Annotated in this window: 16 protein-coding genes; 7 read left to right on the top strand and 9 right to left on the bottom strand. The window is 57.1% G+C overall.

Annotated features, from left to right (window positions below; translation table 11 throughout):
* Positions 1-180: 180 nt before the first annotated feature.
* Positions 181-1,401, bottom strand: a complete 1,221-nt coding sequence (locus NNN71_RS17920; protein ID WP_064548026.1) for an MFS transporter — start codon at positions 1,399-1,401, stop codon at positions 181-183.
* A gap of 174 nt (positions 1,402-1,575) precedes the next feature.
* Here NNN71_RS17920 and ushA point away from each other — a divergent pair, with 174 nt between their 5' ends.
* On the top strand, positions 1,576-3,228 hold the full coding sequence (gene ushA, locus NNN71_RS17915; protein WP_271459031.1) for a bifunctional UDP-sugar hydrolase/5'-nucleotidase UshA: 1,653 nt from the start codon (positions 1,576-1,578) through the stop codon (positions 3,226-3,228).
* A 67-nt stretch (positions 3,229-3,295) separates the two neighbouring features.
* Here ushA and ybaK read toward each other — a convergent pair whose 3' ends face one another.
* The 3 genes from ybaK to copA form a co-directional block, all read right to left on the bottom strand.
* Complete coding sequence (ybaK, locus tag NNN71_RS17910; RefSeq protein WP_035891819.1) at positions 3,296-3,775, bottom strand: Cys-tRNA(Pro)/Cys-tRNA(Cys) deacylase YbaK; 480 nt, start codon at positions 3,773-3,775, stop codon at positions 3,296-3,298.
* A 201-nt stretch (positions 3,776-3,976) separates the two neighbouring features.
* On the bottom strand, positions 3,977-4,771 hold the full coding sequence (locus NNN71_RS17905; RefSeq protein WP_249022203.1) for a TraB/GumN family protein: 795 nt from the start codon (positions 4,769-4,771) through the stop codon (positions 3,977-3,979).
* A gap of 87 nt (positions 4,772-4,858) precedes the next feature.
* Entirely contained in the window at positions 4,859-7,360 is a 2,502-nt protein-coding gene (gene copA / locus NNN71_RS17900; protein WP_271459030.1) for a copper-exporting P-type ATPase CopA, read from the bottom strand.
* A gap of 95 nt (positions 7,361-7,455) precedes the next feature.
* Here copA and cueR point away from each other — a divergent pair, with 95 nt between their 5' ends.
* The gene (gene cueR, locus NNN71_RS17895; RefSeq protein ID WP_065356834.1) at positions 7,456-7,866 is read left to right on the top strand and encodes a Cu(I)-responsive transcriptional regulator; all 411 of its coding nucleotides are present in this window, start codon (positions 7,456-7,458) and stop codon (positions 7,864-7,866) included.
* Between the two features lie 3 nt (positions 7,867-7,869).
* On the opposite strand, the gene NNN71_RS17890 is transcribed toward cueR, so the two are convergent.
* Positions 7,870-8,331 carry an NfeD family protein gene (locus NNN71_RS17890; protein WP_271459029.1) on the bottom strand — a complete coding sequence of 154 codons (462 nt, stop codon included), beginning with the start codon at positions 8,329-8,331 and terminating at the stop codon, positions 7,870-7,872.
* Complete coding sequence (locus NNN71_RS17885; protein WP_064548038.1) at positions 8,328-9,245, bottom strand: SPFH domain-containing protein; 918 nt, start codon at positions 9,243-9,245, stop codon at positions 8,328-8,330. Before NNN71_RS17885 ends, NNN71_RS17890 begins: the two co-directional genes overlap by 4 nt.
* Positions 9,246-9,371: 126 nt before the next feature.
* Between NNN71_RS17885 and fetA the strand changes: the two genes are divergently transcribed.
* Together fetA and fetB are read left to right on the top strand one after the other, a co-directional pair.
* Positions 9,372-10,043 (top strand): iron efflux ABC transporter ATP-binding subunit FetA, encoded by a 672-nt coding sequence (gene fetA / locus NNN71_RS17880; RefSeq protein WP_271459028.1) that lies wholly within the window; start codon positions 9,372-9,374, stop codon positions 10,041-10,043.
* Positions 10,036-10,821, top strand: a complete 786-nt coding sequence (fetB, locus tag NNN71_RS17875; protein WP_167576455.1) for an iron efflux ABC transporter permease subunit FetB — start codon at positions 10,036-10,038, stop codon at positions 10,819-10,821. The genes fetA and fetB overlap by 8 nt, the downstream gene beginning before the upstream one ends.
* A gap of 63 nt (positions 10,822-10,884) precedes the next feature.
* Here fetB and NNN71_RS17870 read toward each other — a convergent pair whose 3' ends face one another.
* From NNN71_RS17870 to tesA, 3 genes are read right to left on the bottom strand one after another with little or no spacing between them, the layout of a single operon-like run.
* Positions 10,885-11,739 (bottom strand): co-chaperone YbbN, encoded by an 855-nt coding sequence (locus tag NNN71_RS17870; protein WP_064548044.1) that lies wholly within the window; start codon positions 11,737-11,739, stop codon positions 10,885-10,887.
* A gap of 59 nt (positions 11,740-11,798) precedes the next feature.
* Entirely contained in the window at positions 11,799-12,566 is a 768-nt protein-coding gene (locus NNN71_RS17865; protein WP_271459027.1) for an SDR family oxidoreductase, read from the bottom strand.
* A 22-nt stretch (positions 12,567-12,588) separates the two neighbouring features.
* Positions 12,589-13,221, bottom strand: a complete 633-nt coding sequence (gene tesA, locus NNN71_RS17860) for a multifunctional acyl-CoA thioesterase I/protease I/lysophospholipase L1 (protein WP_191091009.1) — start codon at positions 13,219-13,221, stop codon at positions 12,589-12,591.
* Between tesA and ybbA the strand changes: the two genes are divergently transcribed.
* The 3 genes from ybbA to NNN71_RS17845 all read left to right on the top strand — a co-directional run bounded on the left by ybbA (position 13,189) and on the right by NNN71_RS17845 (position 17,665).
* Entirely contained in the window at positions 13,189-13,875 is a 687-nt protein-coding gene (gene ybbA / locus NNN71_RS17855) for a putative ABC transporter ATP-binding protein YbbA (RefSeq protein ID WP_064548049.1), read from the top strand. The genes tesA and ybbA overlap by 33 nt on opposite strands.
* A complete protein-coding gene (gene ybbP, locus NNN71_RS17850; RefSeq protein ID WP_271459026.1) occupies positions 13,872-16,286 on the top strand; it encodes a putative ABC transporter permease subunit YbbP in 2,415 nt (804 codons plus the stop codon). Before ybbA ends, ybbP begins: the two co-directional genes overlap by 4 nt.
* A gap of 236 nt (positions 16,287-16,522) precedes the next feature.
* Positions 16,523-17,665 carry a porin gene (locus NNN71_RS17845; protein ID WP_163445973.1) on the top strand — a complete coding sequence of 381 codons (1,143 nt, stop codon included), beginning with the start codon at positions 16,523-16,525 and terminating at the stop codon, positions 17,663-17,665.
* The last annotated feature ends 363 nt before the right edge of the window (positions 17,666-18,028 follow it).

The raw sequence follows: 18,028 nt of genomic DNA, 5'->3' as shown, positions 1-18,028 counted from the left end.
CGTAATAGTTTATGACAATTTCCACTATTTTGTTTGTGAATAATTCTTGAATTTAGCTAAAAAATTGAATTTTTAAGAGTAAATGGCACAAAAATGAAAGTTGAATATGAGAAGTCAGAGACGACGCGCGGTTGCGGGGAGAAAGGAGGCAGCCAAAATGAAGGTTTGGCTGCCCGGAATTTAGTGTTTTTGGCGGTTATCAGGTAAGAATATGGTCAACATACCAATAAGTGGTAGGAAAGCACATATTTTATAAACCAACTCGATACTGGTATGGTCAGCCACCAGCCCCAACACGGCGGCGCCAAGGCCACCCATGCCGAAAGCGAAACCGAAGAATAGCCCGGAAACCATACCGATACGCCCCGGTAATAGCTCCTGCGCGTACACCAGAATGGCAGAAAACGCCGAGGCGAGGATAAATCCAATAATGACCGTTAAAATCCCGGTCCACCAAAGGGTCGCGTAGGGTAAAAGGAGGGTAAACGGCGCAACGCCGAGGATAGAGCCCCAAATCACATATTTACGGCCAATTTTGTCACCCACCGGCCCGCCAATGACGGTCCCTGCGGCAACCGCAAACAAGAAGGCGAATAAGTGAATCTGCGCGTTTTGTACCGATAATCCGAATTTTTGCATCAGATAAAAGGTGTAGTAGCTGCTAATGCTCGCCATATAGAAGTATTTCGAGAAAATCAGCATCAGCAGGATGCAGACGGCAAGAATCACTTTGTTTTTCGGCAGCGGATTGATAATCGCAGCTTTCGGTTTACCTTTCGCCATACGGTGCTGTGCCGCGTACCAGCGGCTGACCTGCGCCAGCACAACGATAGCCAACAGCGCCGCCAGCACAAACCAGGCCACGTTGCCTTTCCCGTACGGCGCAATGATAACCGCCGCCAGCAACGGCCCCAGCGAACTGCCGAAGTTACCGCCCACCTGGAAGATTGACTGCGCCAGGCCGTGACGGCCACCGGAGGCCATTCGCGCCACGCGGGATGATTCCGGATGGAACACCGAGGAGCCGGTACCCACCAGCGCGGCGGCCAGTAGCACCGTACCGAAGCTGCCCGCCAGCGCCAGCAGCACCAGCCCGCTCAGGGTAAAGCACATGCCCACCGGCAGCGACCACGGCATCGAACGCTTATCGGTGATGTAGCCGATGACCGGCTGGAAGAGGGACGACGTGAGCTGGAAGGTGAGGGTAATCATCCCAATCTGCACGAAGGTCAGAGAGAATTCGGACTGCAGCAGCGGATAAATCGCCAGAATCAGCGACTGAATCATGTCGTTGAGCAGGTGGGAGAGACTGATCGCTCCCAGGATACCGAATGAGGTACGGCCCTTTTGCGAAGACGCAGATGGGCCAGGCCGCGTAGGGCTGGTTTCAGTGATTGCCATAGATTCCACTTATATTTGGTAGTGCGATGTTGGAGATAAACGCTTTAATAATAATTATCAGACTAAGATACCTGTCTAAGACGTTTGAAGGAAGTCTCATTTCTGAAAACAAATTAGACTAATATTTCATAGCGTTGTAATTTCTGCGGTTGTTATTCACTCAGGGAGAGAAACATGCAATTCGTCAAACGAGGCGTGGCGCTGGCGATGCTGACGGCACTGTCGTTAGTCAGCCTGCCTTCACAGGCTTATCAGCAAGATAAAACGTATAAAATCACCATCCTGCATACCAACGATCACCATGGGCACTTCTGGCGCAGTGAATACGGCGAGTACGGTCTGGCCGCGCAAAAAACGCTGGTCGACGGCATTCGTAAGGAAGTCGCGGCGGAGGGCGGCAGCGTACTGCTGCTGTCGGGCGGCGATATCAATACCGGGGTACCGGAATCAGACCTGCAGGACGCCGAGCCAGACTTCCGCGGCATGAATCTGGTGGGCTACGACGCGATGGCTGTCGGCAACCATGAGTTTGATAACCCGCTGAGCGTGTTACGTCAGCAGGAAAAATGGGCCAAATTCCCGTTCCTCTCCGCCAATATTTACCAGAAAAGTACCGGTGAACGCCTGTTTAAACCGTGGGCGATCTTTAAACGCCAGGACCTGAAAATTGCCGTTATCGGTTTAACTACCGATGACACCGCCAAAATTGGCAACCCGGAATACTTCACCGATATTGAATTCCGCAAACCGGCGGAAGAAGCGAAGCTGGTGATTCAGGAGCTCCAGCAGAAAGAGAAGCCTGACCTGATTCTGGCCGCGACCCACATGGGCCACTACGATAACGGCGAACACGGTTCAAACGCGCCGGGCGACGTCGAGATGGCGCGCAGCCTGCCGACCGGCGCGTTAGCGATGATTGTGGGTGGTCACTCACAGGATCCGGTGTGCATGGCTTCGGAGAATAAAAAGCAGGTCGACTACGTGCCGGGCACCCCGTGCGCTCCGGATAAACAGAACGGTATCTGGATTGTGCAGGCCCATGAGTGGGGCAAATATGTGGGTCGCGCCGATTTCGAGTTCCGCAACGGCGAGCTGAAAATGGTGCACTATCAGCTGATCCCGGTGAACCTGAAGAAGAAAGTCACCTACGATAACGGGCAGAGTGAGCGCGTACTTTACACGCCGCAAATTCCGGAAAACCCGCAGATGCTCTCGCTGCTGACGCCGTTCCAGAGTAAAGGCAAGGCGCAGCTGGAAGTGAAAGTGGGCAGCGTGAACGGGCATCTGGAAGGCGACCGCAGCAAGGTTCGCTTCGTGCAGACCAACATGGGCCACCTGATTCTGGCGGCGCAGATGGCGCGCACCGGCGCCGACTTTGGCGTGATGAGCGGCGGCGGTATTCGTGATTCCATTGAAGCGGGAAATATTACCTACAAGAGCGTGCTGAAGGTGCAGCCGTTTGGCAACGTGGTGGTGTACGCCGATATGAGCGGTAAAGAGGTGGTGGAGTATCTGACCGCCGTGGCGCAGATGAAGCCCGATTCCGGTGCTTATCCGCAGTTTGCCAACGTCAGCTTTGTGGCGAAGAACGGCCAGCTTCAGGACCTGAAAATCAAAGGCGAACCTGTCGACCCGGCGAAAACCTATCGTCTGGCGACGCTGAGCTTTAACGCTACCGGCGGTGACGGCTATCCGAAAATCGACAACAAACCAGGGTATGTGAATACCGGGTTTATCGATGCCGAGGTGCTTAAGCAGTACATTGAGCAGAACTCGCCGCTGAATGTGAATGCTTACGAACCGAAAGGGGAAGTGAGCTGGCAGTAAGCTCGGGCGTTGTTCAATACCCTCTCCCTTTTGGGGAGAGGGTTTAGGTGAGGGGAGAATCGTCTGTTTAATCCCGTCGCGCAATATCCGCAAACGTCGCGCCAAGAATTTTCGCTAAATCACCCGCCGCCAGCTCAATATCGAGCCCGCGTTTGCCGCCTGAAACATAAATCGAAGCAAATTCCTGCGACGGCGCATCAATCACCGTGGGCAGACGCTTTTTTTGCCCCAGTGGGCTAATGCCACCGACCAGATAGCCGGTGACGCGCTGGGCCACCATCGGATCGGCCATATCGACTTTTTTCGCCCCTAAAGCCTTCGCGACCTTTTTTAAATCCAGCTGTCCGGCGACCGGCGTGACCGCTACCGCCAGCTGTTTCATATCGCCGTTCATCGCCACCAGCAGAGTTTTGTAAACCTGGTCAGCGTTCAGTCCTAATTTTCGCACCACCTCGTCACCAAAGTTCGTTTCATTCGGATCGTGATCGTAGGTATGAATGCTAAACGGGATCTTGTTCTTTTCGAGTAACTTAACCGCGGGAGTCATAACGTTCCTTCTTACTACAGACAGGGTATGCAGCCAGCATACGCCCTAAAACGGACTAAAAAATAGTATAATCTTGCGCAATAGGTATTGGCAGTTGCAGCAACTTTGAGCGACAATCGAAAGATCCGGAGTGATTACTTCGGGATAATAATAATGATGAAATTCCTCTTTGACGGGCCAATAGAGATATTGGCCATTTTTTTATTTCAGCATCTCCGGCAGATTGCCTTCGCCATACAGATGAAGCGCTCCCACGGCGACCACATAGCGCCCCGGCGGCAGCGCCAGCAGCGCGTCGCGCCAGGCTTCATTTCGCTTCACCATCAGCACATCATACAGCGACTGACTAAAGGTATTGGGCAACGAAGTCCTGCCGTTCGTCGGTGGCTGCTCGAGCCACCAGCCGATCATCACCTGTAACAGTCGCGCATTGGTGTGCCAGTGCGTCAGCGTATCGTCGAGCAGCGCCATGCCGCCGTCGGGCAACTGGCACAAAAGGCTGACCTGGCTGTCTGCGCCCTCCAGTTCCTGAACCGGCAGCGACGCCGCGCGCGCAGCTTGCAGCAACTGGTAATCAATGCCGTAGTCCGGACGTAATCCCAGCCGCTGCGCCTGGGTGGCTTGCAGCACCATCGCTATCTGCCATAACGGCTGGTTATCAAAGCGGACCAGCGACATTCCTTGCTCGCTGACCCGTTTTTCCAGTTCGCTTAACTGTTCGGCACTCAGACGCTCGGCGAGTGGCGGGAATTCCGGCAGATTGCTGAACGGCGTTTCATTGCCGGAAATATCGGCTTCGACAATCAGCGCGTCAGCTTGATGCAGTTTCTTCACCAGCTTTGCCGGTAGGGGAGACATATCGCGTGTCCCCATATGAATGCTGCCGACCAGATGCAGGTGGCGGCCACCGGGCAGCGACACGTCGAGCGCTGGCCAGCCGTAAGGCGAACCGCGCAGGGTTCGCCATAGACGTTGTAGTTGATATAACAGACTCATCCGCGCTCCCTGGAAGGAAAATTCCATGCTAGCGCGCTGGGGAGAAAGGTGCAAACGCGCCCTGCCCGTTTCGGGCAGGGCGGTGGATCAGGCTTTGGGTTTAAAGCGCAGCAGGCGGTTGGCGTTGCTCACTACCGTAATGGAAGAGAGCGCCATCGCGGCTCCGGCAACGACCGGGTTGAGCAGCGTACCGGTCAGCGGCCAGAGGATCCCCGCGGCAATCGGAATGCCCAGCGAGTTATAGACGAAGGCGCCGAGCAGGTTCTGCTTCATATTGCGCAACGTGGCGCGGGAGATCGCCAGCGCATCGGCAACGCCCACCAGGCTGTGGCGCATCAGCGTAATCGCCGCGGTTTCAATCGCTACATCGCTGCCGCCGCCCATGGCGATACCGACGTCGGCCTGCGCCAGCGCCGGGGCATCGTTGATACCATCGCCGACCATTGCCACCTTCTGGCCCTGCGCCTGCAGGTCTTTAATCGCCTGCGCTTTACCGTCCGGCAGTACGCCGGCAATCACTTCATCAATGCCCGCCTCTTTGGCAATGGCGTTAGCGGTTACCGGGTTATCACCGGTCAGCATCACCAGTCGATAGCCTTCCTGATGCAGTCGCTGCAAGGCGGCGACGCTATCGCCACGCAGCGGATCGCGAATGGCGAACAGCGCGGCAGCTTGACCATCAATGGCGAGCAGTACCGGCGTGGCTCCCTGAGCCGCCTGCTGAGCCAGTTCGTTATCCAGCTCGCGGGTATCCACCTGCTGTTCGTGCATCAACGCCTGGTTGCCCAGCAGCAGCGTGTGTCCTTCGGTCTCGCCGCTGACCCCCAGCCCACGTAGCGTGCGGAACGCGGTGACCTGTGGCAACGTGTTATCGGCGGCTTTCTCCAGAATTGCGCGCGCCAGAGGGTGGTTCGAACCTTGCTCCAGCGCGGCGGCCAGGCGCATCGCGGTCGATTCACCGATCGCGCCGAGGGTTTTCACCGCGACAACCTGCGGCTTACCTTCGGTCAAGGTACCGGTTTTATCAAACACCAGCGTGGTCAGTTCACTGGCGCGCTGTAGCGCGTCGGCGTCGCGGACCAGCACGCCATACTCTGCGGCGCGACCGACACCGGCAATAATCGACATCGGCGTAGCCAGACCCAGCGCACACGGACAGGCGATGATCAGCACCGTGGTAGCGATCACCAGGGTGTAGACAATCTGCGGCGCAGGGCCAAAGAAGTACCAGATGGCGGCGCTGAAAATGGCGATCGCCACCACCACCGGCACGAACACGGCGGAAATTCTATCCGCCAACTGGCCGATTTCCGGCTTGCTGCTCTGCGCCTGGCGCACCATTTTGATAATACGTGACAGCGTGGTATGGCTACCCACGGCGCTTGCGCGGAATAAGACTGAGCCGTCCTGCACCACCGTACCGGCGTGAATGCTGTCGCCATCGCCTTTCTGCTGCGGAATCGGCTCGCCGGTCAGCATCGCTTCATCGAACCAGGCTTCGCCCTGGCTGATTTCGCCGTCGACGGGAACGCGGTCGCCGGTGGCGAGGCGCAGGATCATACCCGGCTGTACGTCGGCGAGCGGCACCGTTTTTTCACCGTCGTCGGTGACAACCCGCGCGGTGGGCGGCGTCAGGTCGAGCAATTTTTCCAGCGCCCGGGACGAACGCTGGCGCGCTCGCGCTTCCAGCATATGGCCAAGGTTAATCAGACCAATAATCATGGCGCTGGCTTCGTAATAGAGGTGGCGGGCTTCCATCGGGAACCACTGCGGCCACAGGTTGACGCTCATCGAATACAGCCAGGCGACACCGGTACCGAGCGCCACGAGGGTATCCATCGTCGCGGTACGGTTCTTCAGGCTTTTCCATGCGCTGGTGTAAAAATGACCACCGGCAAACACCATCACCGCCAGGGTGACGAGGCCGATAACCAGCCACAGCGAGCGGTTGTCGTCGGAGACCATCATATTGTCGCCGATCATGCCCCAGACCATGACTGGCACACCTACCAGCAGGGCGACGATCGCCTGCCAGCGAAAACGTTTCATGGTCGCCAGCGCGGTTTCCTGCTGACGTTCGCGGCGTTTAATATCGTCTTCAATGGCTTCTGCGCCGTAGCCGGCTTTCTCTACGGCCTGGACTAAATCGCTGGCGGACGCATGACCCATGACCAGGGCCGTGCGCTCCGCCAGGTTTACCCGTGCCTGGACCACGCCCGGTACCGCCTGCAAGGCATTCTGGACCCGGGAAACGCAGCTGGCGCAGCTCATACCGTTGATCAGCAGCTGTTGGCTGTCATCCAGTTCCTGTGCTGCCGGAAGCTCAGGGGAGGCCGCTGTCAGTGCTTCCGACGGGAGTGATGACTCTGCCAGCGGTTTAGCCTTTGGGTGGCTGAGCTCCGCGCCGTAACCGGCTTGTTTGATGGTGTCAATCAACGCCTCGGCGCTCGCGCTGCCGGTAACGTGCGCCGCATCGATGGTCACTTCCGCATGGTCAACGTCAGGACGCTGCTCCAGGCTCTCCTTCACGCGTTTGACGCAGTGGCCGCAGGACAGACCGTCCAGCACCAGATCGATAGTTTGAGACATATTCCTCTCCTCAATTGATGGGTGACCAAATTCATCTTTTGGTCTACAGTGAGAAAGGTTAAACCTTCCAGCAAGGGGAAGGTCAAGGGGGAAACGTGAATATCAGTGATGTTGCCAAAAAAACCGGTTTGACCAGCAAAGCCATTCGCTTTTATGAAGAGAAGGGGCTGGTGACGCCGCCGCTGCGCAGCGAGAACGGCTACCGCAGCTACACGCAAAAGCATCTGGATGAGTTTACGCTGCTGCGCCAGGCGCGGCAGGTTGGGTTTAATCTGGAAGAGTGCGGCGAGCTGGTGAATCTGTTTAACGACCCGAAACGCCACAGCGCCGACGTCAAAGCCTATACGCTACAGAAAGTGGCGGATATTGAGCGCCACATCAGCGATCTGCAGGCGATGCGCGAGCAGCTGCTGTCACTGGCGGCATCCTGCCCGGGAGATGACAGCGCCGACTGCCCGATTATTGATAATCTTTCCGGCTGCTGCCATCGTAAAGCCCAGGTTTGACGACTAACGAGGAGGGGAGAGCCTGATACGCAGGACGATCCCTTCCACCGCAATCACCTCAACGTTGCTGCCCGCGGGCAGATCCTCGTCGGCGCGGACCGGCCACGAACTGTCGCCGACGCGCATATGGCCGCGTCCGTTGACCAGCGCGTTGTCTAAGATAAACCGCTGCCCCAGCAACTGCTGTCCACGCTGGTTAAGCTGACTCTCCGCCGGGCGCTGCCTGTCGCCCCGACGGCTGAGCCACTTCCACCACAGCCAGGCCGCCAGTAGCGTCAGCACTGCAAACAGCGCGCCCTGCCATGCCCAGTCGACCGGCAGCACCCAGGTTATCAGCCCGGTTGCCGCCGCGGCCACGCCGCTCCACAGCAAATAGCCGCTACCGCCGAGCATTTCTGCCGCCAGCAGCAGGCCGCCGAGGCTCAGCCAGAAGATATGTGGGTGCGCCAGCACCAGCGCGATCATGATGATTTCCGGTCGCGGCTGCTGTCTTTAATCAGCTCGGCAACCCCGGCGATAGACCCCATCAGGCTGCTGGCATCCAGCGGCATCATCACCACTTTGCTATTATTCGCCGAGCCAATCTGCTGGAGGGCATCGGTGTATTTTTGCGCCACAAAGTAGTTAATCGCCTGAATATCCCCGGCGGCAATCGCTTCAGAGACCATTTTGGTGGCGCGCGCTTCCGCTTCTGCGGAACGCTCGCGGGCTTCTGCCTGCAGGAACGCGGACTGACGCTCGCCCTCGGCGGTGAGAATCTGCGCCTGTTTTTCACCTTCGGCTTTGACGATCTGCGCCTGGCGGATCCCTTCAGCTTCCAGGATATAGGCACGCTTGGTACGTTCGGCCTTCATCTGCGCGTTCATCGCGTCGATAAGCTCTGCCGGTGGGCGCACGTCGCGAATCTCAATACGGGTGATTTTAATCCCCCACGGATTGGTGGCTTCGTCGACAATATGCAGCAGGCGGGTATTGATGTTATCGCGCTGGGAGAGCATTTCGTCGAGCTCCATGGAACCGAGCACGGTACGAATGTTGGTCATCGTCAGGTTGATGATCGCCAGTTCCAGGTTGCTGACCTCGTACGCCGCTTTTGGCGCGTCGATCACCTGAATAAAGCACACGGCGTCGATGGCGACGTTGGCGTTGTCTTTAGAGATAACTTCCTGCGATGGAATATCGAGAACCTGCTCCATCATGTTGATTTTGCGGCCAATACGATCCATAAACGGCACGACAAGACTTAAGCCTGGATGCAGGGTTTTGGTGTAGCGGCCAAAACGTTCAACCGTCCACTGATAACCCTGCGGGACGATTTTGACCCCCGCGGCGACGACTACCAGTGCGACGAAGATAAGAATAGGGATAAACACCAGCATAAAACCTCCTGTTTTACTGTCCGTAACTGCAATAAGTATATCGGCTCTGGCGGTGAAATTCGCCCCCTGAAATTAATTGGCGTTACACTACAAGAGATAAAAGAAAAAACAGGGCAAAGAAAGGCAATGAAGGAAAATAGCGCGATTCTACAGCTTACGCAGGTAAGCTTTCATATTGGCAAGAAAACGGTCCTTGAGAATATCAATCTTAGCGTGGCCCCCGGTGAATTTAAGCTCATCACCGGCCCGTCAGGCTGCGGTAAAAGCACTTTATTAAAAATCATCGCTTCGCTCCTTTCACCGAGCGGCGGACAAATTCTGTTTGCCGGGCAGGATATCAATACCCTGTCGCCGGAAGCCTATCGCCAGCAGGTTTCTTACTGCGCGCAGACGCCCGCGCTGTTTGGCGATACGGTTTACGACAACTTGATTTTCCCCTGGCAAATCCGTAATCAGCAGCCGGATCCCGATCGTTTTCTGGGCCAGTTGTCGCGCTTTGATCTGGCGGAAGATACGCTGTCAAAATCGATTAATGATCTGTCCGGTGGGGAAAAACAGCGGGTTTCGTTGATTCGCAATCTACAATTTTTGCCCAAGGTTTTATTGCTCGATGAAATTACCAGCGCGCTGGATGAGCAAAATAAAAAGAACGTGAATGAGATTATTCATCAGTATGTCCGCGAGCAAAACGTCGCCGTGCTGTGGGTGACCCACGATAAAGATGAAATTAGCCATGCGGATGAAGTGATTACGCTGCCATCCCATCAGGAGAGCGTCAGGGAGTCACGTCATGAATAACGAACATATTATTACGAACCAATCACTGGCACTGTCGATGGTGCTGGTGCTGGTGGCGATTCTGGTGAGCTACCGGGAAAAGCTGGCGCTGGAAAAAGACATCATCTGGAGTATCTGCCGGGCGGTGGTGCAGCTGATTATTGTCGGCTACGTGCTGAAGTATATTTTCAACGTTAACCATGCGGTGTTGACGCTGCTGATGGTGCTGTTTATCTGCTTTAACGCGGCGTATAACGCGCAAAAGCGCAGTAAGTATATCGATAAAGCCTTCGTATCGTCGTTTATCGCCATTACCACCGGGGCCGGGCTGACGCTGGCTGTGCTGGTTTTTTCCGGCTCGATTGCCTTTGTGCCAATGCAGGTGATCCCGATCTCCGGGATGATCGCCGGTAACGCCATGATTGCGGTGGGGCTGTGCTACAACAACCTCGGCCAGCGCTTTAGCGCCGAGCAGCAGCAAATTCAGGAAAAACTGAGCCTGGGGGCGACGCCGAAAATGGCCTCCGCGCGGCTGATTCGCGAGAGCATTCGCGCGTCGTTAATTCCGACCGTGGATTCGGCGAAAACCGTGGGGCTGGTGAGCTTACCGGGGATGATGTCGGGGCTGATTTTTGCTGGTATCGACCCGGTGAAGGCGATTAAGTATCAGATTATGGTCACTTTTATGCTGCTTTCGACCGCCAGCCTGTCGACCATTATTGCCTGCTATCTGACCTATCGGAAGTTTTACAACGCCCGTCATCAGCTGGTGGTAACGTCGTTGAAGAAGCGCGCGTAGCGCATAGTGAAACGTCGGCCTGCCAGGCGTAGCGCCATCAGGCCGACAAGATAACGCTCGCTGTTAGTACAGCAGCGAATACAACTGGCGGCGGTACTTCGACGCCAGCGCGTCGCCGGTGCCCAGCGCGGCCAGAATTTCCTGCAACATTTTGCGCGCCTGACCATCGGCCGCGCCTAAATCTTTACGCAGATGGCTGAACAGCAGTTCCAGCGCCTCTTCGTTACGCCCAACCTGATGCAGCTGCAGCGCCAGCTTCGAGGCCAGCGCCGCGTCGTCCGGGTTTTGCTCTACTTGTTGTTGCAGTTGCTGAATCTCCGGCGTATCCGCCGCCTGCTTCAACAGCTCAATCTGCGCGACCAGCCCCTGATAGCGGGTATCCTGATCCTGCATCGGAATAGTTTTCAGCACCGCTTCCGCGTCTTCAGAGCGATTGAGCGCAATCTGCGTTTCCGCCAGCAGCAGGCCGATCTGGCTGTCCTGGCCGGAAAGCTGCCAGGCGTCTTTCAGCAGCGGCAGCGCTTCGGCGTGCTTACCTTCCTGAATCAGCGCCAGCGCTTCTTGCGCCTTCAGCTCTTCTTCACGCGGCAGCACTTTATCGAGCAGCGCGCGAATGGCCTCTTCCGGCTGCGGGCCCTGGAAGCCGTCAACCGGCTGGCCGTTCTGGAACAGGTAGACGGTCGGGATGGCGCGCAGGCCAAACTGTGAGGCGACCATCTGCTCGGCGTCGCAGTCGACCTTCGCCAGAATAAACTGACCGTTATACTGCGCCGCCAGATTTTCCAGCACCGGCGTCAGCTCCAGGCAGTGCTGGCTGCGCTCGGACCAGAAGTAGAACAGCACCGGCGTGGCAACGGATTGTTCCAGCGTCTGGTGCAGGTTAGCTTCAGTAATGTTTACAATATTCTGTACGGACATGAGTCATTCTCTGTAGTCGGTTTGTATTCGAGATGGGGGCAAAAGCGCACGCTTCAACGTTACCCCTGCAGAATTTTGTCCATGGCGCGCCCCGGCAGCACGCGTTTTAGCCAGCATACGGCATGGGTGACCAGGGTGACCGGGTAGCGTAATTTCGGCTTATCGCTGATGAAGGCGTGACGCACCTTTTCTACCACCGCGTCCGGGCCGAGCGTAAAACGAGCCGCAATACCCGGGTTTTCCACCGCCTGGTCGCTGGTCTGGTTCACGTTGTCGGTAAAGCGGGTGCGAATCGGGCCGGGTTCGATCAGGCTGACCTTGATGCCGGAATGACGCAGCTCCATGCGCAGCGCGTCGGACCACGCCTCCAGCGCATATTTGCTGGCCGCGTAGGCACCGCGTCCCGGCGTGGAAATCAGCCCCATCACCGAGGAGGTCATCACAATGCGCCCCTCGCCGTGAGGCACCATGGCGGGCAGCAGACGCATGGTAAGCTGATGAGCGCCAAAGAAGTTGGCGGAAAATTGCTGCTCCATCTGCTCACGGCTGATGCTGGTCAACGGGCCGTAGACGCCATAGCCCGCGTTGTTGAACAGGCCGAACAGGCGATTATGGGTGAGCGCGATGACCTCTTCGGCGGCGGCATCGATGCTCTCCGGGCTGTCGAGGTCGAGCAGCACGCCGGTGAAGCCCATGCCGTTCATCCGCTTCACATCCTCAGGTTTACGGCAGGCGGCGAGCACGCGAAACCCCTGACGCTTCAGCTCAAGCGCGCTTTCCAGGCCAATGCCGCTGGAACATCCTGTAATTAAGACCGATTTTTGCATAACTTTACCTGAAGACACCGCTTTACTTTCCGGCGTCGTGATTAACTAATGGAGCCAGACGTGTCGCCATCCAGTCGGCAATAAACGGCTGGGCGTCACGGTTGGGATGAATGCCGTCATCCTGCATCCACTGCGGCTTAAGGTAGACCTCTTCCATAAAGAAGGGCAGCAGTGGAATAGTGAATTCGCTGGCGAGTTTCGGATAAACCGCGCTAAACGCCTCATTATAGCGGCGTCCGTAGTTTGCGGGCAGACGAATTTGCATTAACAGTGGCTGGACGTTAGCGGCTTTGACCTGCTGCAAAACGGTGCGCAGGGTCTGTTCAATCTGCTGCGGTGGAAATCCGCGCAGGCCGTCGTTGCCGCCAAGCTCGACCAGCACCCAGCGCGGCTGGTGCTGTTTCAGCAATGCGGGCAGGCGCGCCAGCCCCTGCTGGGCGGTGTCGCCGCTGATGCTGCCGTTGATGACCGTGATATCAGGCTGCCACTTGTCGTTAAGCAGGGCAGGCCAGGCGGCAGTACCCGCCATGCGATAGCCCGCGCTCAGGCTATCGCCAAGAACTAACAGCGTGTCCGCCGCCGCGGCGCGAAGGCTAAACAGTATTAAAAACAGGAAAGGCAAATGCCAGCGGAAAACGTACTTGAAGTGCATCATCTTAAGAAATCCGTCGGTCAGGGGGAGCATGAGCTTTCCATCCTTACCGGAGTTAACCTGATTGTCAAACCGGCGCAAACCCTTGCTTTAATTGGCGAGTCGGGTTCCGGCAAGTCGACGCTGCTGGCGATTCTTGCCGGGCTGGACGATGGCAGCAGCGGCACGGTGAAGCTGTTAGGCCAGCCGCTGGATAACATGGACGAAGAGGCTCGGGCACGCCTGCGCGCTCAGCATATCGGCTTTGTGTTTCAATCTTTTATGTTGATACCGACCCTCAACGCGCTGGAAAACGTCGAGCTACCGGCGCTGCTGCGCGGTGAAAGCGACGCGCAAAGCCGACAGGGGGCAAAAGCACTGCTGGAACAGCTCGGGCTTGGCAAACGCCTCCAGCATCTTCCCGCCCAGCTTTCCGGCGGCGAGCAGCAGCGCGTGGCGCTGGCCCGCGCGTTCAACGGCCGCCCGGATTTGCTGTTCGCCGATGAGCCAACCGGTAACCTCGACCGCCATACCGGCGACAAAATTGCCGACCTGCTGTTTTCGCTCAACCGCGAACACGGCACCACGCTGATTCTGGTTACCCATGACGCTCAGCTGGCCGCCCGCTGTGACCGCCGTCTGCGTCTGGTCGACGGGCAGCTCCGGGAGGAAGCATGATTTTACGCTGGTTCTGGCGAGAATGGCGCTCGCCGTCGCTGCTGATTGTCTGGCTGGCGCTAAGCCTGGCGGTGGCCTGCGTGCTGGCGCTGGGCAGTATCAGCGACCGAATGGACAAAGGGCTTAATCAGCAAAGTCGTGAATATATGGCGGGCGACCGGGTGCTGCGTAGCTCGCGTGAAGTGCCTCGCGAATGGCTGGAAAAAGCCCGTGCGCTGGGGCTGACGGTGGGCGAGCAGATTAACTTCTCCACCATGACCTGGGCGGGCGATACCCCGCAGCTGGCGGATGTGAAGGCGGTGGACGATAGCTACCCGCTGTATGGCGTTCTGGAAACCACGCCGGCCAGCCTGAAGCCCGCCGCCGGCACGGTACTGCTGGCGCCGCGTCTGCTGGCGCTGCTGAACCTGAAAACCGGCGACAATATCGATGTTGGCGATGCCACGTTGCGTATCGCCGGGGAGATTGTGCAGGAGCCGGACAGCGGCTTTAACCCGTTCCAGATGGCTCCGCGCCTGATGATGAACCTGGCCGACGTGGCGAAAACCGGCGCGGTGCAGCCCGGTAGCCGGGTGAGCTGGCGCTATATGTTCGCTGGCAATGCGGCGCAGCTGGCGAGCTATGAAAGCTGGCTGCTACCGCAGCTCAAACCTGAGAACCGCTGGATCGGGCCGGATCAGGACGACGGCGCGTTGGGCAAATCGTTGCAGCGTTCCCAGCAATTTTTACTGTTGTCGGCATTGCTGACGCTGCTGCTGGCGGTGGCTGCCGTGGCGGTGGCGATGGGGCACTACTGCCGCAGCCGCTACGATCTGGTGGCCATCCTCAAAACGCTGGGGGCCGGGCGGGCGCAGCTGCGTAAGCTGATTATCGGCCAGTGGCTGCTGTTGCTGGCGCTCTCCGCGCTGGCGGGCGGCGCGATGGGGCTGCTGTTTGAATCTATCCTGCTGACCTTGCTGAAGCCGGTGCTGCCTGCGGCGCTGCCCGCCGCCAGCGCCTGGCCGTGGCTGTGGGCAGTGGGGGCGATGACGGTGATTTCCCTGCTGGTGGGACTGCGCCCGTACCGATTGCTGCTGGCGACGCAACCGCTGCGCGTATTGCGCCAGGATATTGTCGCCAACGTCTGGCCGCTGAAAATTTACCTGCCGCTGGTGAGCGGGGTCACTGTCCTGCTGCTCGCCTGGCTGATGGGCGGCAGCCCGCTGCTGTGGTCGGTGCTGGCCGGCGCGGTGGTGTTGGCGGCACTGTGCGGCCTGGTGGGCTGGCTGCTGCTGAAGGTTCTGAAACGCCTGACCTTGCGCGCGCTGCCGCTGCGTCTGGCGGTGAACCGCCTGCTGCGTCAACCGTGGTCGACGCTGAGCCAGCTGGCGGCTTTCTCGCTGTCGTTTATGCTGCTGGCGCTGCTGCTGGTGCTGCGCGGCGATCTGCTGGATCGTTGGCAACAGCAACTGCCGCCGGAAAGTCCGAACTATTTCCTGATCAATATCGCGCCGGAGCAGGTCAGTGAGGTGAAAACGTTCCTTGCCGAGCACCAGGTGATACCGGCGGCGTTCTACCCGATTGTCCGCGCACGGCTGACGCAGATTAACGGTCAGAGTACCGAAGGCAATAAGGATGAGTCGCTCAACCGCGAGCTGAACCTGACCTGGCAAAGCCAGCGACCGGCGCATAACCCGCTGGTGGCCGGAATCTGGCCGCCAAAGGCCGGGGAGGTCTCGATTGAAGAGGGATTGGCGCAGCGCTTGAAGATTCGTCTCGGCGATAACGTCACTTTTACCGGCGACACTCAGGACTTCACCGCGAAGGTGAGCAGTATTCGTAAAGTTGACTGGGAAAGCCTGCGGCCAAACTTCTTCTTTATCTTCCCCGACGGCGCGCTGGACGGTCAGCCGCAGAGTTGGCTGACCAGCTTCCGCTGGGATCGCGGCAACACGCTGTTGACGCAGCTTAACCGCGAGTTCCCGACGGTCAGCCTGCTGGATATTGGGGCGATATTAAAGCAGATCGGCCAGGTGCTGGCCCAGGTAAGCCGCGCGCTGGAGGTGATGGTGGTGCTGGTGACGGCCTGCGGCGTGCTGCTGCTGTTGGCGCAGGTGCAGGTGGGGATGCGTCAGCGTCATCAGGAGCTGGTGGTGTATCGCACCCTCGGGGCAGGAAAGTCGCTGCTGCGAATGACGCTGTGGGCCGAGTTTGCCCTGCTCGGGGCGATTTCCGGCCTGGTGGCAGCCATCGGAGCCGAAACCGCGCTGGCGATGCTGCAAACTCACGTGTTTGATTTCCCGTGGTCGCCGGACTGGCGTCTGTGGGTATCGTTGCCGTTGTGCGGGGCGTTCCTGCTGTCTCTGTGCGGCGGCGGTTTGGGCCTGCGCCTGCTGAAGGGGCGGGCGCTGTTCCGCCAGTTCTCAAGCTAATTCTGTCCTGACGTTACCCGGCGGAGCACAGCAATGCCGGGTAACCGCCATCACGCTTCCTCGCTTCTCATCGAAATCGCTCATCCTTTCATCACGTTGCCTGTTTTACGGCACCTTTCGGTAATTCTGGAAACCTAAAGCGCACGTTTCATTAAAAATCAGCGAGGTGGAATTTATTAATAAACGATAATATTTGTTAGCCAGATAGTTGGCTATAAATCTATCAAGGAAAAATAATGACTATAAAAATGAAAGCACTGGCGTTATCGATCGGTGCTGCAGTGGCTTTAACGTCTTTCGCATCCCAGGCTGAAATTACCCTGCTCAAGCAGGATCCGCAGGCCGGGAACCCGCTTAGCCGTCTGAACTTCACCGTGGGCGGGAGTATTCGTCCGCAGTTCAACATGATGACCGGCGATGGTGACAAAGGCTCTTACAAACGTAACGGTTTTGACGGCGGCACGCGTTTCCGCTTCGCCGCGGATTACTACCTGTTCGATGACATTAGCTGGATCAGCTACTACGAACTGGGCGTGAACATTCCGGCAGTCTTCGACTGGGATAACCACTACGCTGAAGGCGCCAACGACACGACTCGTCGTATGCTCTACACCGGCCTGAAGAGCGATACCTGGGGTACGCTGACCTTCGGTCAACAAAACAGCATCTACTACGATGTGGTCGGTGCGAAAACCGATATCTGGGACTATGACATGATTGGTCAGGCGCCGGGTAACGGTATCAACGGCGACTACGATGGTTCTTATCGTACCCGTAAATCACTGAAGTATAAGAAAACGGTAGGCGATGTTGATCTCTACGCGTCTTATCTATTCAGCGATGATTTGAACCTCAACAACGGTCTGCTGTACAAACGTAAAGGCGGCGGTTCACTGGGTGTGGATTACCATATCACCGACGACCTCTCCTGGGGTACGGCATGGAACTATACCCGTGCGGATATGAATACCACCTACAACAACGACGGTAAAACTTACGATCAGAACATCGTGGGTACGGCGCTGAGCTGGACGCCGGATAACTGGACGTTCTCCGTTGGCGGCGGCTGGTATCAGAACTTTATGACCACCAAAAAATCCTCCGTTCACGATTACTTCGCGGGCGATGCGTGGGGTATTGAATACTTCGCGGGCTACAAAATCCCGGTGGGCCAGTACGCGCTTAAATCCGTTCAGCCATACTTTATGGGTGACCGTATTGAATACGTGAATGGCCGCAACTACCAGCGCATCGATAACGGCGTGGGTATCAGCTTCCAACTGGATTACGGTTTCCGCGTGGACTACGAACACGTGTTTACCTCCAGCACCGACGATCTGGGCGACATGAACCTGGTCCGTCTGCGTTACGATTTCTAATCGTCAAAAGGGCGGCCTTGCCGCCCTTTGCTTAGTTTATTTTTGTCTTTCCTTAGTTAAATAACATCTAACTCCCGCCGCGCTTCCCGCTTTTTTGTTACACATCAGCTGGTTATAATCCCCAACGTTCATTTTCCTGTTTTTATTCGTTTTTAATGGCTCTTACCGGAATTATCTTCTTGATAATGCTGGCTTTATTTTCATGCTGTTGGAATTGTGAACAGATTGGCAAAGTGAATAGAATTCAATTGCCTGGCAATGATTGTACGGGCAAATATAGCGCGTTAAAAATAAAACGGGATGCAAATAAAATCCTGCGTAATGAAAAGATTGTGAAATATCTTAAATGCGCCAGTCCAGTTA

It is taken from the genome of Kluyvera sp. Awk 3, from assembly GCF_028069715.1.
Classification (GTDB): domain Bacteria; phylum Pseudomonadota; class Gammaproteobacteria; order Enterobacterales; family Enterobacteriaceae; genus Kluyvera; species Kluyvera georgiana_A.
Note: the sequence above shows the minus strand (reverse complement) of the source record. Positions and strands in the feature narration are given on the sequence as shown.